This is a genomic window from Cohaesibacter celericrescens (assembly GCF_002866925.1).
In the GTDB taxonomy this organism is placed as follows: Bacteria; Pseudomonadota; Alphaproteobacteria; order Rhizobiales; family Cohaesibacteraceae; genus Cohaesibacter; species Cohaesibacter celericrescens.
In genome coordinates this window covers 1-26262 of the sequence record NZ_PKUQ01000042.1, presented here as the reverse complement: position 1 = coordinate 26262, position 26262 = coordinate 1, and the positions used below count along the sequence as shown (strand labels likewise).

At 50.7% G+C, this 26262-nt stretch carries 24 protein-coding genes and 1 tRNA gene; 16 read left to right on the top strand and 9 right to left on the bottom strand.

The window, feature by feature from the left end; genetic code table 11:
- Positions 1 to 11 precede the first annotated feature (11 nt).
- The 9 genes from C0081_RS16840 to C0081_RS16805 all read left to right on the top strand — a co-directional run bounded on the left by C0081_RS16840 (position 12) and on the right by C0081_RS16805 (position 7419).
- Positions 12 to 764 (top strand): sulfite exporter TauE/SafE family protein, encoded by a 753-nt coding sequence (locus C0081_RS16840; RefSeq protein ID WP_101535020.1) that lies wholly within the window; start codon positions 12 to 14, stop codon positions 762 to 764.
- Between the two features lie 158 nt (positions 765 to 922).
- Positions 923 to 1180 carry a helix-turn-helix domain-containing protein gene (locus C0081_RS16835; protein WP_101535019.1) on the top strand — a complete coding sequence of 86 codons (258 nt, stop codon included), beginning with the start codon at positions 923 to 925 and terminating at the stop codon, positions 1178 to 1180.
- Positions 1181 to 1224: 44 nt separating this feature from the next.
- A complete protein-coding gene (locus C0081_RS16830; protein WP_101535253.1) occupies positions 1225 to 2490 on the top strand; it encodes a SulP family inorganic anion transporter in 1266 nt (421 codons plus the stop codon).
- 165 nt (positions 2491 to 2655) lie between these two features.
- A complete protein-coding gene (locus C0081_RS16825) occupies positions 2656 to 2982 on the top strand; it encodes a DMT family transporter (RefSeq protein ID WP_101535018.1) in 327 nt (108 codons plus the stop codon).
- Positions 2983 to 3125: 143 nt separating this feature from the next.
- A complete protein-coding gene (locus C0081_RS16820) occupies positions 3126 to 4205 on the top strand; it encodes a FecR domain-containing protein (RefSeq protein ID WP_101535017.1) in 1080 nt (359 codons plus the stop codon).
- A gap of 76 nt (positions 4206 to 4281) precedes the next feature.
- Positions 4282 to 4452, top strand: a complete 171-nt coding sequence (locus C0081_RS23265; RefSeq protein WP_180966940.1) for a hypothetical protein — start codon at positions 4282 to 4284, stop codon at positions 4450 to 4452.
- A 33-nt stretch (positions 4453 to 4485) separates the two neighbouring features.
- A complete protein-coding gene (locus tag C0081_RS16815) occupies positions 4486 to 5589 on the top strand; it encodes a 2'-deoxycytidine 5'-triphosphate deaminase (protein ID WP_101535016.1) in 1104 nt (367 codons plus the stop codon).
- Positions 5590 to 5594: 5 nt separating this feature from the next.
- Positions 5595 to 6170 (top strand): IMPACT family protein, encoded by a 576-nt coding sequence (locus C0081_RS16810; RefSeq protein WP_101535015.1) that lies wholly within the window; start codon positions 5595 to 5597, stop codon positions 6168 to 6170.
- A 160-nt stretch (positions 6171 to 6330) separates the two neighbouring features.
- Positions 6331 to 7419, top strand: coding sequence for a GNAT family N-acetyltransferase (locus tag C0081_RS16805; protein WP_101535014.1), 1089 nt, complete (start codon positions 6331 to 6333; stop codon positions 7417 to 7419).
- A gap of 36 nt (positions 7420 to 7455) precedes the next feature.
- Here the strand turns inward: C0081_RS16805 and C0081_RS16800 are convergent, their stop codons facing one another.
- Positions 7456 to 8121, bottom strand: a complete 666-nt coding sequence (locus C0081_RS16800; protein WP_101535252.1) for a glutathione S-transferase — start codon at positions 8119 to 8121, stop codon at positions 7456 to 7458.
- Between the two features lie 85 nt (positions 8122 to 8206).
- The gene (locus C0081_RS16795) at positions 8207 to 9013 is read right to left on the bottom strand and encodes an ion transporter (protein WP_101535013.1); all 807 of its coding nucleotides are present in this window, start codon (positions 9011 to 9013) and stop codon (positions 8207 to 8209) included.
- A 191-nt stretch (positions 9014 to 9204) separates the two neighbouring features.
- Here C0081_RS16795 and C0081_RS16790 point away from each other — a divergent pair.
- Both C0081_RS16790 and C0081_RS16780 read left to right on the top strand, forming a co-directional pair.
- Positions 9205 to 9278 (top strand) — tRNA-Gly (locus tag C0081_RS16790).
- Between the two features lie 364 nt (positions 9279 to 9642).
- A complete protein-coding gene (locus C0081_RS16780; protein ID WP_425349498.1) occupies positions 9643 to 10182 on the top strand; it encodes a DDE-type integrase/transposase/recombinase in 540 nt (179 codons plus the stop codon).
- 423 nt (positions 10183 to 10605) lie between these two features.
- Here the strand turns inward: C0081_RS16780 and C0081_RS16775 are convergent, their stop codons facing one another.
- From C0081_RS16775 to C0081_RS16760, 4 genes are all read right to left on the bottom strand, one after another.
- Positions 10606 to 13689 (bottom strand): efflux RND transporter permease subunit, encoded by a 3084-nt coding sequence (locus C0081_RS16775; protein WP_101535010.1) that lies wholly within the window; start codon positions 13687 to 13689, stop codon positions 10606 to 10608.
- Positions 13686 to 14915 carry an efflux RND transporter periplasmic adaptor subunit gene (locus tag C0081_RS16770; protein ID WP_101535009.1) on the bottom strand — a complete coding sequence of 410 codons (1230 nt, stop codon included), beginning with the start codon at positions 14913 to 14915 and terminating at the stop codon, positions 13686 to 13688. Before C0081_RS16770 ends, C0081_RS16775 begins: the two co-directional genes overlap by 4 nt.
- A 115-nt stretch (positions 14916 to 15030) precedes the next feature.
- Positions 15031 to 16458, bottom strand: coding sequence for an ATP-binding protein (locus C0081_RS16765; protein WP_101535008.1), 1428 nt, complete (start codon positions 16456 to 16458; stop codon positions 15031 to 15033).
- Positions 16455 to 17138, bottom strand: a complete 684-nt coding sequence (locus C0081_RS16760; protein ID WP_101535007.1) for a response regulator transcription factor — start codon at positions 17136 to 17138, stop codon at positions 16455 to 16457. Before C0081_RS16760 ends, C0081_RS16765 begins: the two co-directional genes overlap by 4 nt.
- 186 nt (positions 17139 to 17324) lie before the next feature.
- Between C0081_RS16760 and C0081_RS16755 the strand changes: the two genes are divergently transcribed.
- The 5 genes from C0081_RS16755 (at position 17325) to C0081_RS16740 (ending at position 22667) form a co-directional block, all read left to right on the top strand.
- A complete protein-coding gene (locus tag C0081_RS16755; protein ID WP_101535006.1) occupies positions 17325 to 17966 on the top strand; it encodes a PEBP family protein in 642 nt (213 codons plus the stop codon).
- Between the two features lie 44 nt (positions 17967 to 18010).
- The gene (locus C0081_RS16750) at positions 18011 to 18973 is read left to right on the top strand and encodes a YHYH protein (protein ID WP_101535005.1); all 963 of its coding nucleotides are present in this window, start codon (positions 18011 to 18013) and stop codon (positions 18971 to 18973) included.
- 638 nt (positions 18974 to 19611) lie between these two features.
- The gene (locus C0081_RS16745; RefSeq protein WP_180966939.1) at positions 19612 to 21009 is read left to right on the top strand and encodes a hypothetical protein; all 1398 of its coding nucleotides are present in this window, start codon (positions 19612 to 19614) and stop codon (positions 21007 to 21009) included.
- A 93-nt stretch (positions 21010 to 21102) separates the two neighbouring features.
- Complete coding sequence (locus C0081_RS23710; protein WP_280952885.1) at positions 21103 to 21237, top strand: hypothetical protein; 135 nt, start codon at positions 21103 to 21105, stop codon at positions 21235 to 21237.
- An 8-nt stretch (positions 21238 to 21245) separates the two neighbouring features.
- Positions 21246 to 22667, top strand: a complete 1422-nt coding sequence (locus C0081_RS16740) for an anti-phage deoxyguanosine triphosphatase (RefSeq protein ID WP_245417982.1) — start codon at positions 21246 to 21248, stop codon at positions 22665 to 22667.
- 107 nt (positions 22668 to 22774) lie between these two features.
- Here the strand turns inward: C0081_RS16740 and C0081_RS16735 are convergent, their stop codons facing one another.
- Genes C0081_RS16735 through C0081_RS16725 form a run of 3 tightly spaced genes read right to left on the bottom strand, consistent with a single transcriptional unit; the run spans position 22775 to position 25387 of the window.
- Positions 22775 to 23383 carry an HhH-GDP family DNA glycosylase gene (locus tag C0081_RS16735; RefSeq protein WP_210200544.1) on the bottom strand — a complete coding sequence of 203 codons (609 nt, stop codon included), beginning with the start codon at positions 23381 to 23383 and terminating at the stop codon, positions 22775 to 22777.
- Positions 23384 to 23426: 43 nt separating this feature from the next.
- Positions 23427 to 24068 (bottom strand): 7-cyano-7-deazaguanine synthase, encoded by a 642-nt coding sequence (locus C0081_RS16730; protein WP_101535002.1) that lies wholly within the window; start codon positions 24066 to 24068, stop codon positions 23427 to 23429.
- Positions 24065 to 25387, bottom strand: a complete 1323-nt coding sequence (locus C0081_RS16725; protein WP_101535001.1) for a nucleoside 2-deoxyribosyltransferase — start codon at positions 25385 to 25387, stop codon at positions 24065 to 24067. The genes C0081_RS16730 and C0081_RS16725 overlap by 4 nt, the downstream gene beginning before the upstream one ends.
- Positions 25388 to 26262 lie beyond the last annotated feature (875 nt).

Here is a 26262-nt window from a genome sequence, read left to right as displayed (position 1 = left end):
AGGGGGTAGCTATGGACATCACAGTAATCTTATTCGCGGCATTTTGCGCCGGTATTTTGAATACGATCGCTGGGGGCGGTACATTTTTGACCTTTCCTGCACTGGTTTTTATCGGTGTTCCTCCCGTCGCGGCAAATGCCACCAGCGCAGTGGCCGTCTTTCCCGGTTACCTTGGGGGGGCATACGGCTTTCGTACCGAGTTGGGCCATTTCGATAAGAAGCAAATCCTTAGACTGTGTTTTATCACACTGTTCGGCGGTCTGATTGGCTCGTTGTTGTTGTTTGTTTCCTCCAACAAGGCTTTCTCGATTGTCGTTCCGTTTTTGTTATTCGGGGCGACGCTTGCGTTTCTGTTTGGGGATACGATCCGTACTTGGGCAGAGAAAAAAGACCGAGCCGTATCACCGCATGGCGCTGTGGGCCTGTTGCTGGTTAGCATCTATGGCGGCTATTTCAATGGCGGATTGGGCATTGTCTTGTTAGCGCTTTTTGCTCTTTGGGGCATGATCAATATCCACGAAATGAATGCTTTGAAAAACGGACTGTCCTTAGCCTTGTCTGCCATCTCGGTTGCTGTATTCGCTATCGGTGGTCTGGTGGAATGGCAGCATGCCCTTGGCATGATGGTCGCGTCCACTCTGGGTGGCTACGCTGGTGCCCCCATCGCCCGAGCGTTGCCCAAATCTACTGTCCGCATACTCATTGCCTTGGTCGGATTTTCTATGAGTATAGTGTTCTTCTGGCGATTGCTGCCTTCTCAGTGAAGCCAATATTGGTTCTTTTGGAACCGCGTCTTTTAGCCAGTAGTGCAGATTTAGAAGAAATATAACCTTATTCTAATAGTCAGTATATTATTATTCATGTTTAATATATCATGAGCACTTCATTCTGTAGATAAGCCCTGACGTTAGAGGATAGATCCATGATCACCGCTCCGCAATTGCGCGCCGCGCGATCTCTTCTTGGAATAGATCAAAAAACATTCGCAACGTTGGCAGGTGTTTCCCTGCCTACAGTGCAAAGGATGGAAGCCAGCGACGGCAATGTTCGGGGCAACATCGACACCCTCATCAAGGTTGTGGAAGCGCTGGACAAGGCGGGGATCGAACTGATCGGGGATGGAGCCCGGAGCGACACTGGTGGACGGGGCGTCAGACTTAAAAATTCAGAGGCTCTATAGGCTTTCAAAAACAAAATATCGCAAATTTTACGATGGGAATGGAAATGCGACAACCAAAAATTCTCACGACAATAAAGACTTACAGCTGGCAAATTTTTATGGGTGACGTGCTGGCAGGGGCAACCGTTGCTATGGTTGCTCTGCCGCTTAGTCTGGCCATTGCAATTGCGTCTGGAGCGGATCCAGCCAAAGGGGTTGTTACCGCTATTGTTGGTGGGTTGTTGATTTCTTTGTTTGGGGGCAGCCGAGTTCAGGTCGGAGGTCCCACCGGGGCATTCATCGTCGTTGTCTTTGGGGTGATCGCTCAATATGGTTATGATGGCCTTGTGTTGGCAACCTTCATGGCAGGTATTATCTTGCTTATAGGTGGCTATTTTCGAGCCGGTAATCTAATTGCGTTTGTTCCGGAAGCCGTGGTGAACGGGTTCACAATTGGAATTGGCGTGATCATTGCGACCAGCCAATTGAAAGATTTTCTTGGCTTGGATCTCGATAAGGTGCCTGCTGATTTCTTGGAAAAAATCCCGGCACTTTGGCAAGTCCGGCAAACATTTAGTTTGGCGACTTTTTCTATCGCACTTTGTACCCTCATCCTGATCGTATTTTTGCGGCGAATGGCGCCGCGCTTTCCCGGTCTCATTGTGGCTGTCGGGGTTGGGTCAGCTCTCGTTGCCTTTTGGTCTTTGCCCGTCGATACGCTTGGCTCCCGATTTGGTGATTTGCCCAGTCAGCTCCCTTGGCCGCAATTGCCGGATCTTTCATTGTCGCGAATCGTTGATCTCCTTCCTTCTGCATTTATCATTGCATTCCTCGCTGCGGTTGAATCGCTTTTGTCAGCGATGGTCGCCGATAAAATGATAGAGGGTCAGCACCGGCCAAATGCTGAACTGACGGCTCAAGGTATCGCCAATATTGGCTCGGCATTGTTCACGGGCCTGCCTGCAACCGGTGCCATTGCACGCACAGCCACCAACATTAAGGCGGGCGGCAAAACGCCTGTCGCAGGCATTGTTCATGCGATCGTGATTCTGCTGGTCATGATACTCGCTGCACCTTTGGCAAGTTATCTGGCTATGCCAGCCCTCGCTGCGCTTTTGGTTCTTACCGCGTGGAATATGACTGAGCCAGAAAAATGGGCAGAATATGCGCGCGGCAGGAAAAGCGATATATTGCTTCTGTTGCTCACGCTTGTGCTCACTGTCGTGGTTGATTTGACGGTGGCCATTGGAGTGGGCGTATCCGTTGGCCTTGCTCTGCGCTTAAACCGGCGCAAAGCCGTGGAAAGCGATTGGCATTTGCCTGATAGGTGAAATAGGAGAGTGGCAAGGGGGCCTCATAGGTCTCATTTCGTGCCCTGCCGTTTTTAAGGATATGCCTTGAAAGTGGCGGAGGTCCCTCTATATAAAATGTAAGAGGACGACCTCCCCATAACGGGACCAGTGACTTGGGACGACCCAAATTATCAGGAGCCAATTATGGCTTGGGTCTATCTTGTTCTCGCCGGAATTCTCGAAATAATCTGGGCCTATATGCTGAAGCAATCTGATGGCTTCTCGCTGCTTGTTCCTTCTGCAATAACCGTCGTCACAATGATTGGTAGTTTCGGATTGCTGTCATTGTCCATGCGCACGCTTCCCCTCGGTACCGCATATGGAATTTGGACCGGAATCGGCGCCGTTGGTACTTTTATTGTCGGTATTCTGTTCTTGGGCGAACTCATCAGCCCGGCACGAATAATTGCGGCCATACTGATTGTCGGCGGCTTGCTACTGATGAAATTCTCATCCGATTTTCAAATGTAACAAGGCAAAAAACGTCGATTGAGTCACCCTCCCTATACCTAGGTGCGTGGTAAAATGTAGAAGCTCTCACTAAAAATTAGTATTTTATACATGCCTGATAAGTATTTTCCCAAGGAATTGGTCAAAATATTGGTGAAAAACTCATGTCTGTATTGCGTGTTCTTGTGTTTATTACCCTAGTGGCACTGTCGTTTCAGGCCGGTGCCCAGAGCCGTAGCCAGAACCACATCCAATCCGGACATGCGTGGATCGTTGCTAAACTCCAAGGCTCCGCCTATATCGCCCAAAAAGACGCTAAAGCCATCAAAGTACGGCGTGGTATGGCATTGGAGCCAGGACAAACGCTATCCACCCGAGCGCGGACCCGATTGCTGCTAGTGCGCGGCAAAGAACGTATTCAAGTGGGATCGGGGGCCATCATGGCCCTGCCTCCCGCAAAATATAACAAGCCGGGTAAAACCCTGATTCTGCATCAAAGCGGTCGTTTGGATTTGACAGTTAACAAGCGAAGGGCGAAGCATTTCTCCGTGAAAACCCCTTATCTGGTTGCAACAGTTAAGGGGACGACCTTCTGGGTTGACGTGCGCGAGGGCCGCTCTGTTGTATCGGTCAGTTCGGGCAGAGTTGAAGTCTCAAATAATAGCTCTGGAGAGACAACAGACATCACCCGCGGTCAAACCGTGACCGTTAAGAAGTCGACAAACGGCACTTCAACGATGACCTTCGACGGGACAGTCGCGACCAAAGGCCAAAAGATCAAGGTGCGCAAATACAAGAAAAATATCAAAAAACCAAACTTCTATGCGACGGTTAAAACCGGAGGCAAGACGCTGGCACTGCAGCCGGGATCGTTGAAAAAAACAGCACCGATTGAATCCATCAAATTGCTAACAATCAGCCAACGAAACCTGCTTCGGGCAACGGCAGAGCAAGCGCAAAAAGAGATCGGGGAGGTTGAAGCCGTAGCTAGCACTGTCAGTCAAAGCGTCTCCCAGACCGTATCAAGCACCGTGAGCTCGGTGACATCCGGTTCAAGCTCCAATACTGCGAGTTCCGAAACAAGTGATCCTGGCACGAGCAGCTCTGAGACAAGTAGTTCTGAGACAAATGACTCTGGGTCCAGCACAGCCAGCAGCAGTTCCGTTGGTGGTGCGGTTGGCGGTGTGGCAGATACTGTGTCCAGTGCAGTAAGCTCAGTCACATCCGCAACAGGGTTATTTTAGGACACTCCATGCTGGAGTATCGCTAGAGCTGTGAGTTATGTCACAAAGATTTGTCACACCATGAACTCGCCAATGTATGGCGACTGAAACAATATTTGGGCTTTCCGACGATCCTGCCTGCACAACCCGTATCCATTCGCCCTTTACGATGGATGATATAAAGGCCCATGTTGAGAAAATCAAACATCTGCGGCCTGAAGAGCCTCGATCTGTCGGGCTTGTTGCGCCTCTGCTGCTGTCCTGCTAAAGATCGCAAAAGGCATTATTACAGGCGGTATTCATGACTTCCAGCTCCTCCACATTCTCCGGTTCCGGTATTCTCAATGACGCCGACATCACCTCATTGGTGGAGGCGGGAGCTATTGGGTCCGAGCGGCCACTGGATGAGGACCAAATCCAGCCAGCCAGTCTCGATTTGCGCCTAGGCTCGACGGCCTACCGCGTGCGGGCGTCTTTTTTGCCCGGCCCCAACAGGATGGTAAAAGAGCGGCTGGATCATTTGCAATTGCATCAGGTCGATTTGACCGATGGTGCGGTACTGGAAACCGGCTGTGTCTATATCGTCCCCTTGATGGAAACCCTTGAGTTGCCAGATGGCATTGCCGCTGCCGCAAACCCGAAAAGCTCGACAGGACGGCTGGATATTTTCACCCGTTTGATCACGGACCGTGCGCAGCAGTTCGACAAAATCCCGACCGGATACAACGGCCCGCTTTATTTGGAAGTCAGCCCGCGCACTTTCCCTATTTTGGCACGCGCGGGCAGTCGCCTGACACAAATCCGCTTCCGTTCCGGTCGTGTGGTGCTGACTGATCCGGAGCATTTAGCCCTGCATGAGGCCGAGACTTTGGTGGCGAGCCAAGCTCCTTTCATCGCCAATGGTATCGCCGTGTCAATCGATCTGGCAGGTGAGGGTGTGATCGGCTATCGCGCCAAACGCCATGCCGCCGTAATTGATGTCGACAAGCGCGATGCGCATGACTTGCTTGATTTCTGGGAGCCGATTGATGGACGGGGCAGGGGTGAGTTGGTACTCGACCCGGACGAGTTTTATATTCTTGTGTCTAACGAGGCCGTACATGTGCCGCCGCTCTATGCCGCTGAAATGGTGCCGTTTGATCCATTGGTTGGAGAGTTCCGTGTGCATTATGCCGGTTTTTTTGACCCCGGTTTTGGCCACTCCGAAGCGGGCGGCACCGGCAGTCGCGCCGTACTGGAAGTGCGCAGCCACGAAGTGCCCTTCATTGTCGAACATGGTCAAATCATTGGGCGCCTCGCCTATGAGCGCATGCGCGCCCAGCCTACGCACCTTTATGGCTCAGGCATCGGGTCCAATTATCAAGCACAAGGCCTCAAGCTCTCCAAGCATTTCAAGGCGGTTTGACAGCGATGTCACAAACGGTTCAAACCGAAGCCTTTGCTGAGCTGGAAGAGAAAAAGTCACGTTTTCTTGCCTTTCTTGTCCCGATTGATCAATTTGCGACACGGTTGGATGAATTGCGCATTGAGCATCGCAAGGCCTCCCACCATGTCACAGCTTTTCGCCGCATCCATGATGATGACCATATCGAGGAAGGGGCCAAGGACGACGGCGAGCCAGCGGGCACTTCCGGTATGCCTATGCTCAAGGTCTTGATCGGTCGTGATTTGATCAACTGCGGTGTGATTGTCGTTCGCTATTTCGGTGGCACAAAACTGGGTGCAGGCGGCTTGGCTCGGGCCTATTCCGGCGCGGCCAGCATGGCAATTGATGCCGCCTCTCTAAGCCTGTGGCAACGGATTGTGAAAGAAACCATCACTGGCCGGTTTGATCAAACCTCAGATATCGAACGACAGCTCTCGCTTTTAGAGCTGGATATCCTCGATCGCAGTTACCACGCAGAAGGCGTTGATATAAGCGTTCAAGGCCCGCAATCGGTTATCGAAGAACTCGATGCTTTCATGCAGGAGCTCAATCTTTACTAGGTGGAGTTGGCCGAACTTTAGCTAAACAAAGGGTGTCTTAAAGGGTTGAAGGCATGCGGCAAAGTGCAGAGTGGAAACCTGTTGTTGATTCACGAATCTTTATCTTCTCCATGTCATGGTGCGTCAATGGTCTTTAATGCACTAGGGGTTGCGATAGACAATGTTGGAATTGAGCGTTTCTTCGGATTTTGATTATGAATCTGCCGAATATAAAGCCTTGTTTGACAATGCGGATGTGACCGCCTTTCAGCACCCAGCCTGGCAAAGCGCAATGCAAGCCCATTTGCGTTCAGTTTCAGGCATCAAAGAATGCACCCTTCTGATGCGATGCAAGAAATCAGGAATGCTTGTTGCTTTGGTACCTTTGATCAGCCGTAAGAAAATGGGAGCAACAATCTTGGAGTATGCCAATTTGGGGCTGGTTGATTATGCGATGCCAACTCTGCATAACGACATCTTCCAATGGATTCCTGATACCAAAACCCTCAGTGAGCAATTGTACAAAACGCTCGGCTCTTATGATGTGCTGCGTATTAAGCATATGCCTATAGATAATCCTCTTATTCTGAAGCTCTTTCCCAATTCGGTCATGGAGCGCGCCGATTTTTCTGCCCATGCCGCCAAAGTTGGGCCGGACTATGATCTCTGGCGACAAGAGGCGATTTCTAAGAGCGAACGCAAACATCGTGATAAAAAACGCCGCGCCATGATGCGTGCTGGCGAATGGCAAATGAAACGCCTTCATGATCCGCTCGAAATCCGTATAGCCTTTGAATATTTGCGTGTTTTTCACAAAGCCCGTTATGCCGATCGTCCCGGCGAGGATATGATGCAAGATCAGGGCGCTTTTCAATTCTACGTAGACCTGGCCTGCAAACAGGCTGAGAGCGGTTTTGCCCGCATCTATCAATTCACATTCGATGACAAAATCGTTGCCGTTCAATTTGGAATAGTCCAAGAGGAGCGGTATTTTTATCTCATGATGGGCGTTGATTATGACCGTATGGGGCGCTGGTCACCCGGCCTTTTGATGACCGAAGACATTTTCCGTGATTGCATCAAGGATGGCATGTCTGTGGTTGATTTAACCGTGGGTGACGAACCCTATAAGCAAAAGTTCGGTACCAAGCCGATTCCGATCTACACGCTTTGGCACACCCATTCCATGTTAGGTCAGATGGGCCGAACCGTGGCAGACATGGCCCAAAAACGCTATGTCCCAGAACGCGTGCGTCGTTGGGTGTCCTAGGTTTGGCCGTTGTCGCAAAAAGCCCTGACTATGCCTTCATGCAGCCTCAGGGAATAGCGTTACAGATGCACCTTCTTGCCAGACAGGCCATTTCAAAAATATATTTGCAAAAAGATCTGAGGTTTCATGGCCTTCTAGCCACTGAAGCAGGACCTTTGGTGCGTTGGTGTCGAACCAAATCCGATCCGTATTGGCAAACTGTCGAACAAACGGAAACAGTGCAACATCGGCCAAACTCACCCGATCACCAAACAATTGCTGGCTGACTTCTAGGCGTGCGATCAATGAAGCGAGTGCAACCATAGCCATTGCACGGTGCGCGACTTCATCTGCATCATCATAGCGCGTAGCATATTTATAGCGGTCCAGATGATGCTTGAAACTACCATCTATTTCTTCGATCAGCGCAAGCATTTCTTTCAGCGTGCCCGTTTCTGGCGCCAGCCAGCCTCTGGGGTCGTTGCATTCCAACGCCCAAAGCATAATATCCAAGCTTTCATCGATGACATGTCCATCAGAAAGAACCAACACGGGGATGGTTCCTTTGGGGGAGGCCTCTAACATGGGGGCGGGTTTATTGCGCAGGATAATCTCGCGCAATTCGACAACCAAACCCGACGCAAAAAGGCCCATCCGTGCACGCATGGCATAGGGACAGCGCCGAAACGAATAGAGTAGAGGGCGTGTCTGTTGCTCTGGCATAAGGGGCAATCCTTGCTGTTGCGGAAGAGGTAAGCCAAAGGCACAATTTGGGCGGCAAAATGGCATCATGCCAATTTATCTAGCCTCAGGTCTGGCCGCCTTGTGCTCTGATCAATGCTTTCAACTCTGCAATTTCAAGCCGTAATGCTTTCACTTCGGTTGCCACGCTCTCGGTTTCCTCATGCAAAGCGACGCGATCCGCGACGGCTTCGGCTTCATGTTCGGACTGCATTGCAGATACGATGATACCAATAAAAAGATTGAGCACGGTAAAAGAGGTCGTGAAGATAAAGGGTACGAAGAAAATCCACGCATATGGGTGGGCTTCCATAACTGGACGCACAATACCCATAGACCAGCTTTCCAGCGTCATAACCTGAAACAGCGTATAGGCCGACTCGCCCAGACTGCCGAACCATTCAGGGAATTCGTTGCCATACAACTTGGTTGCCATGACAGCGAAGACATAATACAGCAGCCCTAGCAGCAAGGAGATTGATCCTAGACCGGGTAGGGCTTCCAGAAGGGCGCCAACCACCCGTTTGAGCGATGGAACAAAGCTGATAAGCCGCAAAACACGCAGCACCCGCAAGGCACGCAAAACGGACAGCGCTCCGCCACTTGGTAACAAAGCAATCGCCACCACAACAAAATCAAAAATGGACCAGGGATCGCTGAAAAATCGGGCGCGATGGATCATCAGGCGCAGGCTGATTTCGATAATGAAGATCACCAAGATTGCGCCATCAACAAAATGAAACAAGGTGCCAAATTGTTCTTGTGCAGCGGGCCATGTTTCAAGGCCCAGAGTGATGGCATTGAGAATAATGATCGCAGTTATGGCATTCTCAAAAGGGCGAGAAGCAAGAATAGCTTTCAGGCGCTCAAACATGGCGTCGTAATCCTATGGCGCAAAATCGGGATAAACCCTTACAAATTTGCCTCTATATAGAGCGAGTGCAAAGTCAGATCAACTGCATCAGTCCTGAAATTCAAATCGCAGATCACCAAAAATATGTCAAAAAGCCATTCGAACGGCTTGAGGTTGGAGGTAAATATGATAGACAGGGATCCTAGCTTTTTGCGGGTGTAGCTCAATGGCAGAGCAGAAGCTTCCCAAGCTTACGACGAGGGTTCGATTCCCTTCACCCGCTCCATTTATTTTTCAATGACTTAGTTCTGATTTTTGTGTCTAGAGAACAACAGTTTTCAAAGAAGTTTTCACACCTTTTTCTCGTGCGATTCTTGTTTCTTTCTCCAAGTATTACGCGCGCGGGCTACTTGGGCCGTTTGGTTTTCTGATCCCCTGTTATATCGACCGGTCATTTTTATGTCGGTATGGGTGGTGTGTTGGCACGTCTGTTCGATATTTGCGCCAGCATCCATGGCTTCGGAGATGCCTCCTGCGCGGAAGTCTCTAGACCCAATGCCGTCTGGCACACTGGCGGCTTGCGCAATCTCCCGAAACACTCTCCATTTCGCTACTTCAAAACCAGCCCTGAGATCATTCGCCTTGCGGTGATGCTTTATGTTCGGTTTCCACTTTCCCTCCGTAATGTTGAAGACCTGTTGCACGAACGCGGCATTGACGTGAGCTATGAAACTATCCGGTTTTGGTGGAACAGGTTCGGTCCAATATTTGCTTCAGAGATCAGGAGGAAAAGAGTTCAAAGGTCGAGATGCTGGACACAAGGGCAGTGGCATATGGACGAAGTATTCGTCAAAATCAACGGTGAAACGCACTATCTCTGGCGGGCCGTCGATCATGAGGGAGAGGTCTTGCGATCCTACGGTGCTGCGATGAAGGAAATAGGCAACGTCAATTGGCATGAGACTGGTCGCTGGCGGAATAACAGGGCCGAGAATTCGCACCTTCTATTCCGACGAAGGGAACGTGCAATGAACTGCTTCAGGCGCATGCGGACTTTACAGAACTTTGTTTCCATTCATGCAGCAGTTTACAACCATTTCAATCAGGAAAGAGGCCTCTACAGCAGACTAAATTTCAAGCTGAACCGTAGCATCGCTCTCGCAGAGTGGCTTGGTCTTTGTGCGGGATAGAAGGCAGGGATGATGGCACTCTTGAGCAACGCTTTGTTTTGTCTGACATTGCCGATTGCAGAAATGCGCCTCCTTTAAAACAAGGAAAGCCCTTGACCCAACGATGATTTGATTTTCAATAAATATTGTGCTGCAGCAAATGACCGCAAGGTCCGCTGAGCTGCAGTCCCTTGCGCTCAAATGCTGCATAGTGCACGAACGACAGCTTCCAGAAAACTCCAATGCAGCAGATGATCGCAGGCCAACGGCAGCTGTGGGCCCTTCCTAGACCTTGGTGAAGACGCCGTTTTTCAAAACGCTGCGTCGCCACATCAAGAAAGAATGGTCCTGAGTTACCAATTCGCCTCTCTTATCCTTCACGATACCAGAGAAATTGAAGCTGCCATTCGGTCATTCTGGAATGGCCACATTCCTCAACCCTCCTCAAACAATGGCTTCTTGTCCTGTCTCCTCATTCAGCTTCCGTTCGGCAAAACCAGGTGTCGTGCCTAGTGGGGCCAGATATCGATAGAGGACAGGAATAAGAAACATGGTGAAGAGGGTGGCAAAGCCCAGACCACCTACGATGACCCAGCCGACAGCCATGCGTGCTTCTGCTCCTGCTCCTGATGTTAAAATCAGAGGAACACCGCCAAGCACGGTCGAAGTAATGGTCATCATGACGGGGCGGAGGCGTAGCCGAACAGCATCGCGAATGGCGCTGTCGATATCCTGTCCTTTTGAACGCAGTTGGTTGGCGAATTCGACGATCAGAATGCCATTTTTGGCCATAACGCCGATCAATATGACAAGGCCGATCTGGCTGTAATAGTTGAGCGATCCGCCGGTCAGGGTGATGGCCATCATGGCTGCTGCGAGGCCAAAGGGAACCGTCAACATGATGATAAGTGCCGAGATAAAGCTTTCAAATTGTGCAGCAAGCACCAAAAGCACGATCAGCCCTGCAATGATGAAAATCGTCACTGTCTCATTGCCTCCAGCCTCCAGTTCAGCGGCATCCCCAAGCATCGTGACATAGGCCCCACTGGGAAGGATCTCTTTTGCGAGCAAACGAACCTGTGCAATGGCTTCACCTAGTTCTACGCCTGTCGGCAGGTCTGCACGAAGGGATACGGCCAAAGATCCATGCTCGCGGGTATAGGCCGACTGGCTAAGGCTTTGCGTAAAGCTAGCGACTGAAGAAAGCGGGATGATATTGCCATCATTGGTGCGAATAAAAACGCCATCAAGATCGCCGAAGTCATCAATAGGCCTGTCTCCGGGAGTGAGACGAAGTTCGATCTCTTCGCCATCGACAAAGACGGAAGTTGGATTGATGCCTTCGGTGACCGCGGCAATGGCGCTTGCAATATCATCCGCAGAGATACCCAATTCCAAAGCACGATCACGGTCGATATCGACACTTACCTGAGGAGTGGTTTCATCTTCGGCCAAGTTGGGCCGGAAGAAGGTTGCATCTTGCTCCATGGCGGCGAGCAGACTATCGGCCCCTTCTACCAATTTGGCATAACTGGTGCCGCTCACAGCGAAGGAAAGTCCTGATCCACCACCCCGAATACCAAGGGAATTGGGAGAGCGAACCTGAACGCGGATGCCGGGAATGGCTTCCAGCTTATCGCTCAATTCTTCTGCGATCGTATCCTGGTCACGTTCACGATCGGCCCAACCGGCCAGCCGTACCACAACAAAGGCCCGTGTACTACCACCTCGACCAATCAGAGTGAGAAGCGACGTAATCTCGCCGCTTTGCTGATAGGATTCGAGCATGGTTTCGACCTGACTGATCTGATCGCTCATATAGTCATTGGTTGCTCCTGTGGGAGTAGAGGCTTCGATGAAGAAGCCTGCACGATCCTCCACCGGCGTCAGGGTACTGGTGAGGGTCTGTGATGCACCAATTGCAAAGACCGCGAATGCCAGTGCTGAGCCAATGGTTAGGAATGGCATGCGAATGGATTGGTCGATTACTTTTACAAACCAATCGGTGATCGGAGTGGCTCTCGTCTCGATAGCTTCCTGCTTGGCCGAGGGTTTGCCGGGATCGAGTATGGAGGCGAGCATCGGTGCCATGCTAAGCGCGACAACCGACGAGAGCGTGACGCAAAAAGCCAGCACAAAGCCGAATTCAGAAAAGACATCACCTGCCGAGCCGGGCAAAAACGAGATCGGAATGAAGACCGCAGCCAAAGTCGCCGTAGTGGAAATGACAGCGAAGAAGACTTCGTGAGAACCGGAAACAGCCGCAGCGCGGGCTCCTTCGCCGTTTTGCCTGCGGCGGACGATATTCTCCACCACCACGATGGCATCATCCACCACCATGCCGGTCGCCAGAACCAGAGCCAAAAGAGAGATTGTGTTGATAGAAAAACCGACCAGCCATATGGCTGCGATGGTGCCAACAAGAGCCACCGGGATCGCAATGGCGGGAATCACTGTCGCGCGCCATGACCGAAGAAACAGAAAAATCACCACCACAACAATCACAATTGCCAGCATGATCGATTTGGTCACTTCACTGATGGAGCCTTCAATAAAGATGCCATCATCGGACGGGATGGCAATTTCGACTCCTTCAGGCATCAGAGGGCGCAGTTCTTCAACGGCTTGGCGTACATTTTGCGAAATGGTTAGAGTGTTGCCAAGCGACTGGCGCACGATGTCTATGCCGATAGACGGAAGGCCATTGATGCGGGCATATTGATCCACGTCTCGCCCAGTCAGTTGAACATCGGCCACGTCAGAAATGTAAGTCTTGTCATTTAGCCGAAGCTGAGCAATGCGTTCTACGGTCACGTCCGGGCTGACCGAGCGCAGAATGGTCGTTGTGTTGTCACTGTCAACAGAGCCAAGGGCATAGTCATTCCGAAGGGTTTTTAGCGTACTACTGATATCGCTTAATGATAGCCCTCGTGCCAACAAAGATGGCATGGATACCGTGAGGCGAAACTCGTCGGCCTGTCCACCGGTCACGGTGATTTCGGCAATTCCGTCAACGAGGTTCAAACGGTCTGAGATCAGGCCTTCAGCCAGCGTTGTCATTTCCGCGATGCTTTGCGAGCCGGAAATGGCCAGCCGCATAATGGGTTCCCCATCCCCATCACTCTTTTTGACTTCCGGATCATCAATATCCGCGGGCAGATCCCGCACGCTTTCCGAGACAATCTCGCGAGCCTCGTTGGCCGCCACGTCAATGTCGGTGTCATTGGAAAGATCGAGCATGATCCGACTCAAGCCATATTCAGATTTGGAAGAAATGGTCTCGACCCCGTCAAGGGCTGCAAACGCATCTTCCAAAACCGCAGTGACCTGACTGTCGACCACCTCGGCCGGTGCACCGTCATACCTGACACTGACATTCAAGGATGGCTGGTCCACATCTGGCATTTCGCGGATTTCCACGGCCAAAAGAGCGGCAATGCCCGCAATGATGATGAGCAGATTAAGAACAAAGGCAAGTGTAGGCCGCGCTACAAAAAGGCGCGTCAAACCAGTGATAGAATGTTTCATTGGGCCGCTTCTTGGTTGCTTTTCTGACTTGAATGGGCGGAAGAACTAATGCTTGAGCTATCGCCATCAACGACAGCTATTTGGAAGCCCGGACGCAGTTTATGCACCCCGTCGACGACAACCTGGGTGCCCTGTTGCAAATCGCCTTCAATCCAAATCGTGTCATCCCGGCGATGGCGGAACGTGACCGGAACGGGCCTGACTGTGTCTCCTTCAGCAAGCCAGACCTGTGTGCCCTCTCGTGTCCAGGCGAGCGCCATGGAAGGAATAACGGCCATCGGATCACTTTCTTCAAAAAGGCTTACAGAGAAAGTCATACCGGGCCAAAGCAGCCTATCTTTGTTGTCTATGGCTGCTCTCACGGTCACGGTTCGAGTAGACTCGTCAATCTGACTGTCGAAAGCGGTGACCTTGCCCTTGAAGACCATGCCTGGTTTTGCCGGCGTGCTGGTTTCAATCTCTTTGCCAATGGACAGAATATCGATGGCTTTTTCTGGCAAACTAAAGGTAACTAATATGGTCTCGGTATTGTTTATGGTTACGATTGCTGTTTCGTCAGCCAGATAATCTCCCTGCTGCAAATCAGAAAGGCCCAGTTTTCCAGAGATGGGGGCGAGGATGGTCCGCTCCGTCAGGTTGGCTTCCGCCAGCGCAAGATTGCTGCGCGCAACCGAAGTTGTCGCTTCCTGCTCTGTCATGGTGACATCGGTGACCACCCCTGAATTGCGCTCGCGTAGGAGTTGATAGCGTTTCAGGCTTTCTTCAGCTTTGGTGAAATTGGCTTTGGCAATTTCGACATTGAGTTGCTCGGTGACAGATTCCAGCTCAATCAGAACATCGCCTTTTGAAACGCTCTGGGTTCCATCAAAATGGATCTTTTCAATCTGGCCCGAGACTTCCGAGACGACAGACACACTCTGTAGCGCTTCAGCCGTGCCAATCGCACTGTAGGTGACTTCATACGGTTTGAAATCAACTTCAGCCACTGTAACCGAAACAATTCGAGGTTCGGGCCTTGGCCTTCCATCATCCTTGGCGGGCAATTGTGCCCCTGGGGCGGGAGATGACGGTTCCGTCGCTGCCTGACCATTGGCGGGCTGGCTGGATGGTACCTGTTCCCCTTGAACCTGCAGAGAGGCACTTTCAAAGGTTGGCAATCCGTACTGATAGAGATAGGCCGCCGCGATCAAAATTGAGGCAATGAGAATGCTGTAAAGATGTTTCATCGGGTATCGTCTCGATAGGAGCAATAGACCCTAAAAGGGGTCTTGTTGCCCTTACCCTATCGGGTGACGAGAGGAGATGAATGACATCTTTGTCATTCATAGGCGCGTAGGGTAATCAGACTGTTGGCAGGGTCAGTTTCATGCTCACTCGGTCGTCAGAACTTGGGAGCAAGACCAGATCGCCTCTATGGGCGCGGGCAATTTCGCGGGCAAGGCTCAGCCCAAGCCCGCTGCCTTCGACATAGCTGTTATGGGCTGGATCGCCCCGAAAAAAGCGATCAAAAAGCTGTTTTCGGGTCTCATCCGTCAGCGGTGCACAAGGGTTGGTGATAATTATTTCAATGGTCCAATTGACCATATGGGCAGAGAGTTCAATGGCCGCGCCGGGTGTACTATAGCGAATAGCATTGCTGATAAGATTATTGAACAGCTGGTGAATAAGGACGTCATCCCCGTCAAAGCGCAACGTCGACCCAATGGAGCATTTAAGGATTTTGCCATTTGGCAACTCATCCAAATCTTCGATCAATTCTCTCAATGTGATATCTAGGTTCATCGCTACAGAATGAAGCGACAAACGTCCTGCATCGGCTTGCGACAGCAGGAGTAATTTGCGGGTGATCGAAGAGAGCTTTCCGACCTCATCCAGAAGACTGCTGAGATCGAGTCGATTGGGATCATCGCTTCTGGCAACCTGCTCCAACTGCCCGCGCAAGATGGTCAGAGGCGTTTTTAGTTCATGAGCCGCGTCAGCGGAAAAACGTGAAGCCTGCTGGAAGCTGCGTTCCAGCCTATCAAGCATGGCGTTGTAGGTTTCGATCAGTTGTTTGAACTCACGATCTTCGCCCTCATTTGGCAGGCGATGATGAAGATCCTTTTGCGTTACCGTCTCCATCGCGCTCGACAGGCGATTGACCGGACGGGTCGCAACATTGGCCAACAACCAAGCGGCAAAAGCACTCAGCAGCAAAGCCAACGGGATGACGACGACCAATGCCGACTGAACCGCTTGGCGCAAGTCCTGCGTCGTACTGGAGCGGTCTGTTGCGATAAATGAACGAATATCAGAACGGGTAAAGAGAGCGGCGCGCCACCGGCGCTCTTGATGCTCAAAATCACCCAATTTGCACGACTCAGTCGGCTGATTTTCGTTTTCACTCAGCCCCGTTGACTGGACGGCCTTTGACCAGTCGATTTTTTCCAGCGATAAGCTGTCTTGCCAATAGGCACTCTGCAATAGGACACCATTCTGTTGTGAATGAACCTGTAGCAACAGTTGAATGGGGTCATTTACTCGCAATTTCATAGCAAGATCGCTTACCCTGTTCATTCCATTGGTATCGTTTGCAGGAAGGGATGCCAGTCCCTTCGCTTCGATACACATACGATCGTCAAGACGATCTGCTTCTCCCTGTACAATACGTGTCCAAGTCAACCCCATTACGACAGCCAGAACGGCACCAACGATCAGGCAAGAGATAACGAAGATGCGTGTGCGGAAGGACATGTTCAGTCTCAAAACAGGGCTCCAAATTGCGGTCATTCCGATGGAATCCGGTAGCCCGTGCCGCGCACTGATTCAATCAGATGTTTCAAATCACCCGCCTCATCAATGGCAGCAATTTTTTTCCTGATCCGTTTTATACAGACGTCGACGACATTGGTACCGGGGTCAAAATCATAACCCCAGACATGCTCCAGAATCTGACCTCTTGAAAAAACCTGTCCCGCCGATCGCATCAAGTATTCCAGCAGGTTGAATTCACGGGATGTTAGGTCAATATTCTGGTCGTTATATCCTGCTTGTCGGGCAATGCAATCCAGACGCAAAGCCCCCATTTGCAGACTATACCGTCTGACACCGTGATGACGGCGCTGAAGAGCAAGAATGCGCGCGACCAATTCTTCGACGTAAAATGGCTTGGCCAGATAATCATCGGCCCCTTGCTCGAGACCCTTGATCCGGTCTCCCAATTCATTCCGAGCGGTCAATAGAATAACCGGCGTGTCGATTTCCTCTTTGCGGATTGAACGCAAAATATCCAACCCGTCACGGCCGGGCAGCATAATATCAAGGACGATCAGATCCTGATCCCCCTCACTGGCTTTCTTGTAGCCACTATGTCCATCGGCGCAATGCGTGACGTCGAAACCATTGTCGGTCAAACCAGCGCAAATGATATCCGCAATCTTGCGCTCATCTTCGACTACTAGAATTTTCATCTTTGCACCAATCTATGTCCCTCACTCTGACGTGAATATTACACAATGAACCCCATCGGTCTGTATGACATTTCTGTCATCTTCCGCTCAAAATTCCACCGCATTCAAGAATGACAAAGATGTCATCTACCATCGCGAGCAAATGAGTATAGTGAAAATACTGATCTTTAATCCAAGGAGCTATTCATGTTGCGTTCTCTTGCTGTTTTAGCATTCTTGCCTTTGCTGCCAGTTGCGGCAACAGCGGACACATTCTCCGCTGATGTTTGGGCAGACAACTGGTTCGATATGCGGATCAATGGTGTTTTGGTCGCTGAAGACAGCGTACCGATCACAACCGAACGATCTTTCAATGCTGAAAGCTTTCAATTCGAGACTGAGAGGCCTTTTGTCGTTGGCATCGTCGCCAAGGATTTCAAGGAAAATGATACCGGGCTTGAGTATATTGGAACTCGGCGTCAACAGATGGGTGACGGGGGCATTATTTTTCAAATCAAGGATGCCATGGGTGCCGACGTTGCCGTCAGTGATGACGCTTTGAAATGTTTGGTCATTCACTCTGCCCCTTTAGACAAATCTTGCGCTCAGGAAAGCGACCCGCAAGCTGGTGATGGGCTTTGTACATTCCAAGCCTTAGAGGCACCAGTCAATTGGGATCAACCAGGATTTGACGCTTCAGACTGGCCTCAGGCCCATGTCTATTCTGAACAAGAAGTTCGGCCTAAAGACGGATATGACAAAATTAGCTGGTCAAGCAACGCAAAGCTAATCTGGGGACCGGATCTCGAACAAAGCAACACCATGCTTTGTCGGTTTACCGTCAAGTAGACGCTGCCGTTCCGACCTCTCAACCCAAAACGATGGACACCAAGATGAAACAGACCAAGTTATGCCTTCTGACCGCGACCCTCATTGCAGCAAGCATTTCGACTGTATCGGCGCATGATGATCATTGCGAGGCTGTTGCCACATCTGTCAGAGAGGCGGGGTTTGACAGCAGCGTCAAGGTTACCTGCACCGAAAGCCACGCCATTATCCAGTCCGACACCTATCCGGATCACGAAAAAATGACAGGCATAGTGGGGACCAATGAACAGGTGCCGGTGCCCGCGGACTATGCTGCCCCCATCATTTTGAACCCGACATTGGGCACCACACCGTTGACACGGGATGCTGCCCTTGGTGTTGCCGTTAATGGTGTGCCTATTTATGATTATACCGGCGGCGGCGAGATGAGCCAACAGGATTTGGCACATCATCAGGCGCTTCATGACACCTTACAGACTGGCCAATTGGATGAATGTGGCGGTCATGCCGGTCGAGGTGATGATTATCATTATCATGTCAAACCAACCTGCATGATAGACCAGATGAAGAACAAAGGAGACGATGCCATCATTGGCTGGGCCTTTGATGGCTTTCCTATCTATGGCGACAACAATCCAGATGGCACCAAGATCTTGGCGGACAACCTCGACATCTGCAACGGTCAAGCCGATGCCGAATTCGGTTATCGTTATCATACCTCGACCGGTGCACCCTATATTGTGCAGTGCCTGATGGGCGAAGTTCCCGACATAGACAACGTACCAAGAGTGCATCCTCTCAAAGCATCAAATGGCAAAGGTGCTTCCGCAGGACGTCCCCCACGTGGCGGCGTTGAAAATCTTGTGTTTTCTTCACAGGATGATGGCACACGCAGTATGACCTACAGCTATGAGGGTGAAGACTATTACATCCGCTACACGCCAACAGAGAAGACGGGTTGCTTTCAGTTTGAAACAAAAACCGTCACCAACAATGGAAACATCCAAAGAGGAGAATATTGCCGCTGAGAATGATTACCCCCCTTGCCGCAATCGCCTGTCTTTCGCCTCTCTAAACTTGCGAAAGATTGTTCTTACGCAATTCAGGCATCCTTCTTTCGCTCACAAGCCCTCATCTAGAATAGACGTTTTGGGCTCTAACCGGCCTAATGCAGCGCAATACAACGTGGAATTTTGGGGCCATTTGAATTCAACAGAACGGCCCAGAGCCGTCGTTCATACACAATTACGGAATGGTCACTCCCTACCCCGTAGTTGCCATTCAATTTGCGAGTAATAGTGAACACTTCGCGTCATTCTTTCATTCATGGCGAGCGTCTCGAAAGCAGATGTCACCAACTGTCCTGAGGAAGGCACTCAAGATTAAACCAGCTAGAGAAACCAGAAAATGGCACGCAAACTGGAACCATTTACACGTGACCTTGTTGTTCCATTTTTGCGACCGTCAGGCGGAAAACGGCTTCCTCTTGCTGAGTACGCGCTAGTAGCATTGTTGCACATCAGCACAGGTTAGTTCTATTTATAAAGCTGGGGAGACTTCGAAGATGTAACCCAATGTCATTTGGCCATTTCGAAACGGACGAATAGGATGCACCAGATAGGCACGAACCACGTGTTGAGGTATCGTCGAATCAAAGGAAGTGACTTTGAACAGTTCGCACAAGAAATTTAATCAACCAAACGTATGGGCTTTCAGAAAAGACAAAACGTTGGATCGGTTGGCGGAAACGTTCAACGTCGCTCAGTTCGTCAGCTTCGCTCCTGCGGAGTACGGACCAGAACAGCAATTCTGCCGCATCGCTGATATCGAAGCGAACCACCGGTTCGAATCAGTCGCCGAGGCAATACAGATTCTTTTCGAGCGCAGTTCCGAGGGAACGGTTAACGTTCGCAGCTTCAGTGCTGAACAATCCCAAAGCAGGGAGTTCCTCTATGGCGTAGACAATGCCGATGCTGCTGTCGACGCGGTTAAGCGCTTCACTGACGAGGGGGCGTTCACGATCGTCAACGAGACGATCGATGTTTCGGATGGCGGCGTATCTGGTGTTGTGATGGGCGACGTTGTCGAATTCCGTCCTGACATGACACCCCGTGGCGTCGAAAAGCCTGGTTTCGCACGTCTTCCAACTGAGTGGGCCATTCATCTTTTCAAGACAGTGTACGGAATAGATGTCGATTTCTCCGGTGGCCGAAAAGGACGACTCGAATTTAGTCTGCACCCCAAGCCTAGAGGTTGGAAGCAGGATAATGTAATCTTCTGGGAGCGTTCCGACGACTTTTTTCCTACTGGATCTATCAAGGTAGAGTGGCCAAACGATTTCAGTCGTATGATCGGTGATAAAGCTTATGGGCTGTTGATCGCTGATATGAGCGGCTTTCCCGTTCCAAGAACCACCGTTATAGGCCGGCGTGTTGCGCCATTCTCATTTGGACATGGAACTGGCCTTGAGGAAATTTGGATACGAACGAGCCCGCGTGAGCAGGTACCCGGAAAGTTTACCACTGCGCGCGGGTGGCAAGATCCGTTCGCCTTACTGCAGCGCGAGGATCCAGACGGTATCGCAATTTCTTCAGTGCTTGCCCAGAAAGGCGTAGCGGCTCAATGGTCAGGCGCTGCCATCGAGACGTCAAATGGAGACCTCGTGGTCGAGGGCATCAAAGGGACCGGGGACCGCTTCATGGTTGGACTAGCGAACCCCGAACCGGTTCCCGAACGCGTTCTTTCGCGTGTGTATGAAGTTCATGGCCGACTACGTGGCATTCTTGGTGCGACGAGGTTTGAATGGGTCTTTGACGGGACTGAACTCTGGATCGTCCAGCTGCATAGTGGAGCTAGCATATCGAACGGCGATACCATTGTGCCGGGAGATGCAAGTGAATGGGTGGACTTCGACGTGTCTCAGGGACTGGAAGCTCTAAGGTTGCTTTCCGCCAATTTGAAACCAAACACGGGCATTGTGCTTGATCGTAGAATCGGACTAACCAGCCACATTGCGGATGTCTTGCGGAAGGCTGGTGTGCCAGCTCGAGTCAGTGCACAATAGTCTTTGCCAAAATAGATTTAGTAAACCAATCGTTAACCAATGATGGCGCAGGTTCGTTATACCTCATCTCAAGCGCTGAGTAGGAGCAAAAACATGGCATACACAGCAGTAATCGAAGCCCGTAAGGCAGCAGAAGCTAATCAGGAGAGTGTTCGCGAAGCAGTACGGCTATGGCTAGAGCTCAAGCGCGAGAAGGAAGCTCAAAACTTGGTGTCTGCGCGGTCATAGGTACTCTGATGATGCTTACAAGGATGTACAGGGAGCGGGACTTTCTACGCCAGAACGGCGAGGTTGATAAGCCTGATCCTTGGAGGCCAGCTTTTGTCCGTGATTACGGCAGGATCATTCACAGTGCAAGTTTTAGGCGACTGCAAGGAAAAACGCAAGTTTTTCCGGGACATGAGTCTGACTTCTTCCGGAACCGGCTTACGCATTCGCTTGAAGTTGCGCAAATCGCGGAAGGTATCGCAGACCGCCTAAATCACGTCTACAAGACGCATATAGGCAACGTGGAGATCGATAGCAGGCTGTGTGCGGCAGCTGGTCTTATTCACGACATCGGGCATCCACCGTTCGGTCACAACGGAGAGCGGGCGCTTGACGAAAAGATGAGGATGTATGGAGGGTTTGAAGGAAACGCTCAGACGCTTCGCATATTGAGCCGCCTCGAGAAAAAAGCAAAATACAAGAACCCGAAAGATGGTGACTCGCGCGCAGGCATGAATCTATGCTTTCGAACTCTGGGGTCTATTCTGAAATATGACTTTGAGATCCCTTTTGAAAGACCCGATGATTCCAAACCGAAAAAGGGTTACTACGCCTCTGAAGCGAATATAGTCGAGGAAATAAAACGGAACGTAATCGGAGAAAGGAAGCTGCCTGAAGGCCGTAAGTTCAAGACGGTTGAATGTGCTATAATGGATATAGCTGACGATATCGCCTACTCAGTTTATGATCTAGAAGACAGTCTGAAGGCGGGCTTTCTGACACCAGCTTCTATACTGTCGACCGACCATGAGTTGTTGAAACGGGTTGCCAAAGTAGTTACCGAGCAGCTGAAGGATGACGTGGGAGAACCCGTCACTGAGGCTCAAGTCCACTCCAAACTTTTTGATGTCTTCGGCGATATTTTTAGTTTCGAAAAATCTAAGACTTTGGGTGACAATGACGAACGAAAACAGGATGATATCGCTAACTTCGTCAGTGTGATGCAAGCTTCCCGCGATCTTAACATGGATGCGGGCAATAGGATGAAGTTGTCTTCGGAATTGGTACACGAATTCATCAACGATGTCGTGCTGACGAAGAACGAGGAGCTTCCTGCGCTTTCAATAGTTAAACTGAAAAAGGAAACTCGAATAAAAGTAGAGGTCCTCAAACAGTATACCTACCTGTCAACGATCTACTCGAATCGTGTGAAGCTCGGCGAATATCGCGGCACCGAGCTTGTAAGCGACATTTTTGATGCCCTACAAAAAAAGAATGGTTATCTACTTATGCCTGACGACGTGCGTAGACTTGTTCAGGATGCGGATGGAGAGGCTCTGAAGGCGCGCCATATTTGCGATTTCGTGGCTGGTATGACGGATAGGTACGCGGTGGAGTTTTGGGCGAGACTCCGATCCGATTCTGCAGAAAGCATGTTCAAGCCGATCTAGTTTATACACGTAGACAGCATAGAGACCCCCCACTTTGCTATATAGATATTGGTGGAACTACCATGCGATGGCATGTCGGAAAGATTCGAAGGCATCTCGGATTTCGGTTAGAATGAAAACCCTAACTGTGGGTTAGTTGCCGATGCCTCCCATCGCCAAACCCATGCATCGAATTCACGGCGGGAGACCGACAGCAGATCGGCGGCGTAGCAGAAGACCGATTTTAGGAAATCATAATCTTCCTCAACGACGCCGACACGTTTGGCAAAGGTTCGTACGTGCCTATCAACTGCAATAGAGTCGATACCAACCAAGCATTGCATATAGTCAACAGTTTTCGGACCTACCCCCCTCACGCCAAGCAAGGCTTCTACGAAGGATGCGTCTTGCAAATGATCCTTTAAAGTAGCCGCATTCTCTACAGAGCGCTCGCTCAGGAAGCCGACAAGCGCTTTGAAGCGATCGATCTTTTCGTGATGGTCCCAGTTTAGGAAGCGGTCGGTTTCTCCTCGCCCAACTAGAGCTACCAGTTCGGAAGTGCAATCAAGACCGGGAAAGTCCTCTAGAATAGCCGAGACGCGAGGAAGAACTACGGACCTGTAATTTAGGCCCGCCTGCAGAATGCAGTCCGCTAAGATGGCACCCATATGCTGGCAAGAGGGGCGAACCGCCTCTCCGTTGATATCGGCTCCGACCTCAAGGGCGTAATTCGCCACGCGACGAGCAGAAACTAGCATATGTATCGCAGAAGAATGCATTTTAGTCGACCTGAGCTTTAGAGATTACGACAGCAGCATCCTTTAGCGCATGAAGGCGCTCGACGCAATTCGGGCAGGCACCACAGGGGAAATCGCTTGCAGCTTGGCACGAAAATGTGCGGCCGATAGGAACACCGCGACGCAGCGCCTCCTCGACAACAGTGGTTTTTGATGAAAAGCGGAATGGAGAGGTGAAACGGACAGGACCAATATTGTCGATCAGGCCGTCCATTTGGTTCATGAACTCAGCGGTGCAGTCAATTTCCTTGGCGTGGTTACTATTAACGAAACCCGTATAAACATCAAAAATACCCAGCGTTTGGGCTCGAGCCGCCGCCGCCGCGAAGAATAGCAGCGTCCGATATGGCACGTACAAATCGTCGTCAGCGACGTTGTCTTGCCAAAGGTTTGCTTCCTTTATAAGGCGAGATGTAGATCCTTTGAAAATATCGGAAATATCGCAGCGTTCGGGGCTTCTCATGTCGCGTGGTAGAACTTCGTTGACCCTGCCCCATTCCGTCTCGACACAGTGCTGGCCGTAGTCAAAGAATAGAGGAAACACATCGATACCATCTGCGAATAGACCATAAGCGACGGTAGTTGAGTCGAGGCCGCCCGAAGCAAGGAGAACCGCTTTTTTCATTGCTGTGCCATCCAGAGTTTCGAAACGGCTTCGAACAGGCCGTTCAAGCATTGATCCAAGTTATCAGAATAGCAGACGCTTCCGCCGACGACCATTGTGTTATGGTTCTCACTGCGTGGATCGAACGTAATAACTGGCAGCTTCCTTGCAACGGCGTAGCCCATCTCAACCAAGGTTCCCGGATCTCTACCCAGCGGAACAGCAAACACGGCCGCACACTCGTCAAGAATTCGAAGATCTTTAGAAAATGTCTGTCTTAAAACAGCGTCCGAGCTATCGAGTGGAAGCTCGCCATTCTCCTCGATGGGGCGTCTCACATTAAAGTTGTGGTATCTCAGGGCTTCAATTGTCCGATCGATTTCAGGTTTGTCAATATACGAAAAATCTGGAGCGGCCAGATAAATGGAAGTTTGTCGCCTTGTGTGCCACGGCAATATCGTGCCTCCGAGATCGCGTAGCTCATCTATAGAAAGTCTGAACGATCGTTCCAAGTCCCGCTTGAAATCATCCGGATAGGTGGTTTGTGAATAGGCTGTCGCAGCACTGGCTCCCCTCCATGCGGCGTCTTCCCATGAGCTCCCTGATAACCCAACCATGACGGCGGTATAGACATCGCCAACTCCTACGGAATTAACCGTGACGGACAACTGAGCGGGTATCGCTTCGACAGAACTGTTTGAAAGGTTGAAGAGACGACTCCCACCCCGGTTTTCTTTAAGGAGGAAAACGTCAGCACCCAGTTTTTCGATAAGGGGCAACATACTATCAATATTTTCTGATCCGACGCGCATGAAGAGCGGAGACGACGTCGAAATCACGATCACATTGATGTTGCCCACGAACGGCGCCAGAACGGACAGATCCTCTGTGTCATATGCTATATCGAAACTAAAGCGTGCCTGACTAGAAAAGATGCTTCGAAGCTGCGCGAGATCGAAGCCTCCTGGAAAAATCAGAACCTCTCGATACGCATCGAGCGATTTCCCGACTTCGTTAATAGTGATTTCTTTCTCACCACGGAGCAAATCCTCATATCCTTGATCAGCGACCTCCGTCGGGTCAATAATCACCATGACACCAGGAGACCCGGTTACTTCTCCAAGCCAGACGAATTCATGACAACCGTGGGCGTTGAGATACCGTTTTGCCTGATCAACAACATAATGTGGGCAAACAGCCGCAACAGCATAATCAATGCTGCTTGCCCATAACCCACGAGCTGCGTGAACAATACCACCCAGTCGTAACTTACATTCGGCGCCGGGGCGGGCTGCAGTAAAGTCGACAATGATCTCGCCGACGAGCAATAGGGGTAGCATGTAAGATACTCACTGAGCTGTGAAGTCCGCAGATACCACTGGTATTGGCAATATCGTGGAAGCCGTAAAGACGCCTACATAGGAAAGACCGTCCTTCATGCAGGCTGCGAGATAATTAAAGCTGGTAGGTAATGCTCCAACTTTTACTCCCTGCTGAGTTGCAGCAAAAAGACGTTTTTGGTGTACTATCACCAACTCAGTTCCAACAGGAGGCAAGGCAGCGTGCATTCTGAAGTAATCACACAGCTCGATCTCTTCAAGAGAACATGAGAAAGCCTGTCGACAACGATCGACCCCGCTGGTTCCTCCTGTTCCGTCATTGTTCCGCGAGCCCGAATAATCTGAAAAATTGCCGGATCCGGTACTTCCCATTGATTCCCCCAAAAAAGATGTAAAACTTCATTTCTACAACTTGCAACAATTCTTAGCCGGACGCAACCTTGGGGGACAGGCATCGGCTTCGCGATAAACAAACACATTACTGACACAGATGTGTCATGGTATGGCGACTGTCAGCTCTCCATTGTTTCCTTCACCTTGAGGAACCACAGTAGGACCTGCCTTGTCTCAATAGTCTCTGTTCGTTGGCCTCTCCTCTGGACACGAGCTGCCAACGCGGGATCAAAGACGAAGCGGGCATCCGAACGATTGAACAAATTTGCAGTGCATTGAAGATTTGCTCTTAATCGTGCCAATATTTATCAACACACAGTCCTTCGACTTAGATTTTTCGTTTTCCTTTCATATCCACCAGCGGAGGGAGAGTTGTAGACCTAACGGCAGCTTTTGTCCGCAGTGTATGAATTCGTGAAAAGTGCAGCGAACGTTCGCTTACCGCCCTCTATGGCCATTGGCGCCAGATAGGTCTGAGCTGC

Excerpts from the sequence above, each read along its gene's own strand:
- C0081_RS16765 (WP_101535008.1), bottom strand. The coding sequence starts at position 16,458 with ATGACCGCAATTTGGAGCCCTGTTTTGAGACTGAACATGTCCTTCCGC.
- C0081_RS16725 (WP_101535001.1), bottom strand. The coding sequence starts at position 25,387 with ATGCTACCCCTATTGCTCGTCGGCGAGATCATTGTCGACTTTACTGCA.
- C0081_RS23710 (WP_280952885.1), top strand. The coding sequence starts at position 21,103 with ATGGCATACACAGCAGTAATCGAAGCCCGTAAGGCAGCAGAAGCTAAT.
- C0081_RS16795 (WP_101535013.1), bottom strand. The coding sequence starts at position 9,013 with ATGTTTGAGCGCCTGAAAGCTATTCTTGCTTCTCGCCCTTTTGAGAAT.
- C0081_RS16820 (WP_101535017.1), top strand. The coding sequence starts at position 3,126 with ATGTCTGTATTGCGTGTTCTTGTGTTTATTACCCTAGTGGCACTGTCG.
- C0081_RS16730 (WP_101535002.1), bottom strand. The coding sequence starts at position 24,068 with ATGAAAAAAGCGGTTCTCCTTGCTTCGGGCGGCCTCGACTCAACTACC.
- C0081_RS16805 (WP_101535014.1), top strand. The coding sequence starts at position 6,331 with ATGTTGGAATTGAGCGTTTCTTCGGATTTTGATTATGAATCTGCCGAA.
- C0081_RS16830 (WP_101535253.1), top strand. The coding sequence starts at position 1,225 with ATGCGACAACCAAAAATTCTCACGACAATAAAGACTTACAGCTGGCAA.
- C0081_RS16840 (WP_101535020.1), top strand. The coding sequence starts at position 12 with ATGGACATCACAGTAATCTTATTCGCGGCATTTTGCGCCGGTATTTTG.
- C0081_RS16825 (WP_101535018.1), top strand. The coding sequence starts at position 2,656 with ATGGCTTGGGTCTATCTTGTTCTCGCCGGAATTCTCGAAATAATCTGG.
- C0081_RS16770 (WP_101535009.1), bottom strand. The coding sequence starts at position 14,915 with ATGAAACATCTTTACAGCATTCTCATTGCCTCAATTTTGATCGCGGCG.
- C0081_RS16780 (WP_425349498.1), top strand. The coding sequence starts at position 9,643 with ATGCTTTATGTTCGGTTTCCACTTTCCCTCCGTAATGTTGAAGACCTG.
- C0081_RS16760 (WP_101535007.1), bottom strand. The coding sequence starts at position 17,138 with ATGAAAATTCTAGTAGTCGAAGATGAGCGCAAGATTGCGGATATCATT.
- C0081_RS16800 (WP_101535252.1), bottom strand. The coding sequence starts at position 8,121 with ATGCCAGAGCAACAGACACGCCCTCTACTCTATTCGTTTCGGCGCTGT.
- C0081_RS23265 (WP_180966940.1), top strand. The coding sequence starts at position 4,282 with ATGGCGACTGAAACAATATTTGGGCTTTCCGACGATCCTGCCTGCACA.
- C0081_RS16755 (WP_101535006.1), top strand. The coding sequence starts at position 17,325 with ATGTTGCGTTCTCTTGCTGTTTTAGCATTCTTGCCTTTGCTGCCAGTT.
- C0081_RS16835 (WP_101535019.1), top strand. The coding sequence starts at position 923 with ATGATCACCGCTCCGCAATTGCGCGCCGCGCGATCTCTTCTTGGAATA.
- C0081_RS16775 (WP_101535010.1), bottom strand. The coding sequence starts at position 13,689 with ATGAAACATTCTATCACTGGTTTGACGCGCCTTTTTGTAGCGCGGCCT.
- C0081_RS16750 (WP_101535005.1), top strand. The coding sequence starts at position 18,011 with ATGAAACAGACCAAGTTATGCCTTCTGACCGCGACCCTCATTGCAGCA.
- C0081_RS16740 (WP_245417982.1), top strand. The coding sequence starts at position 21,246 with ATGATGCTTACAAGGATGTACAGGGAGCGGGACTTTCTACGCCAGAAC.
- C0081_RS16810 (WP_101535015.1), top strand. The coding sequence starts at position 5,595 with ATGTCACAAACGGTTCAAACCGAAGCCTTTGCTGAGCTGGAAGAGAAA.
- C0081_RS16815 (WP_101535016.1), top strand. The coding sequence starts at position 4,486 with ATGACTTCCAGCTCCTCCACATTCTCCGGTTCCGGTATTCTCAATGAC.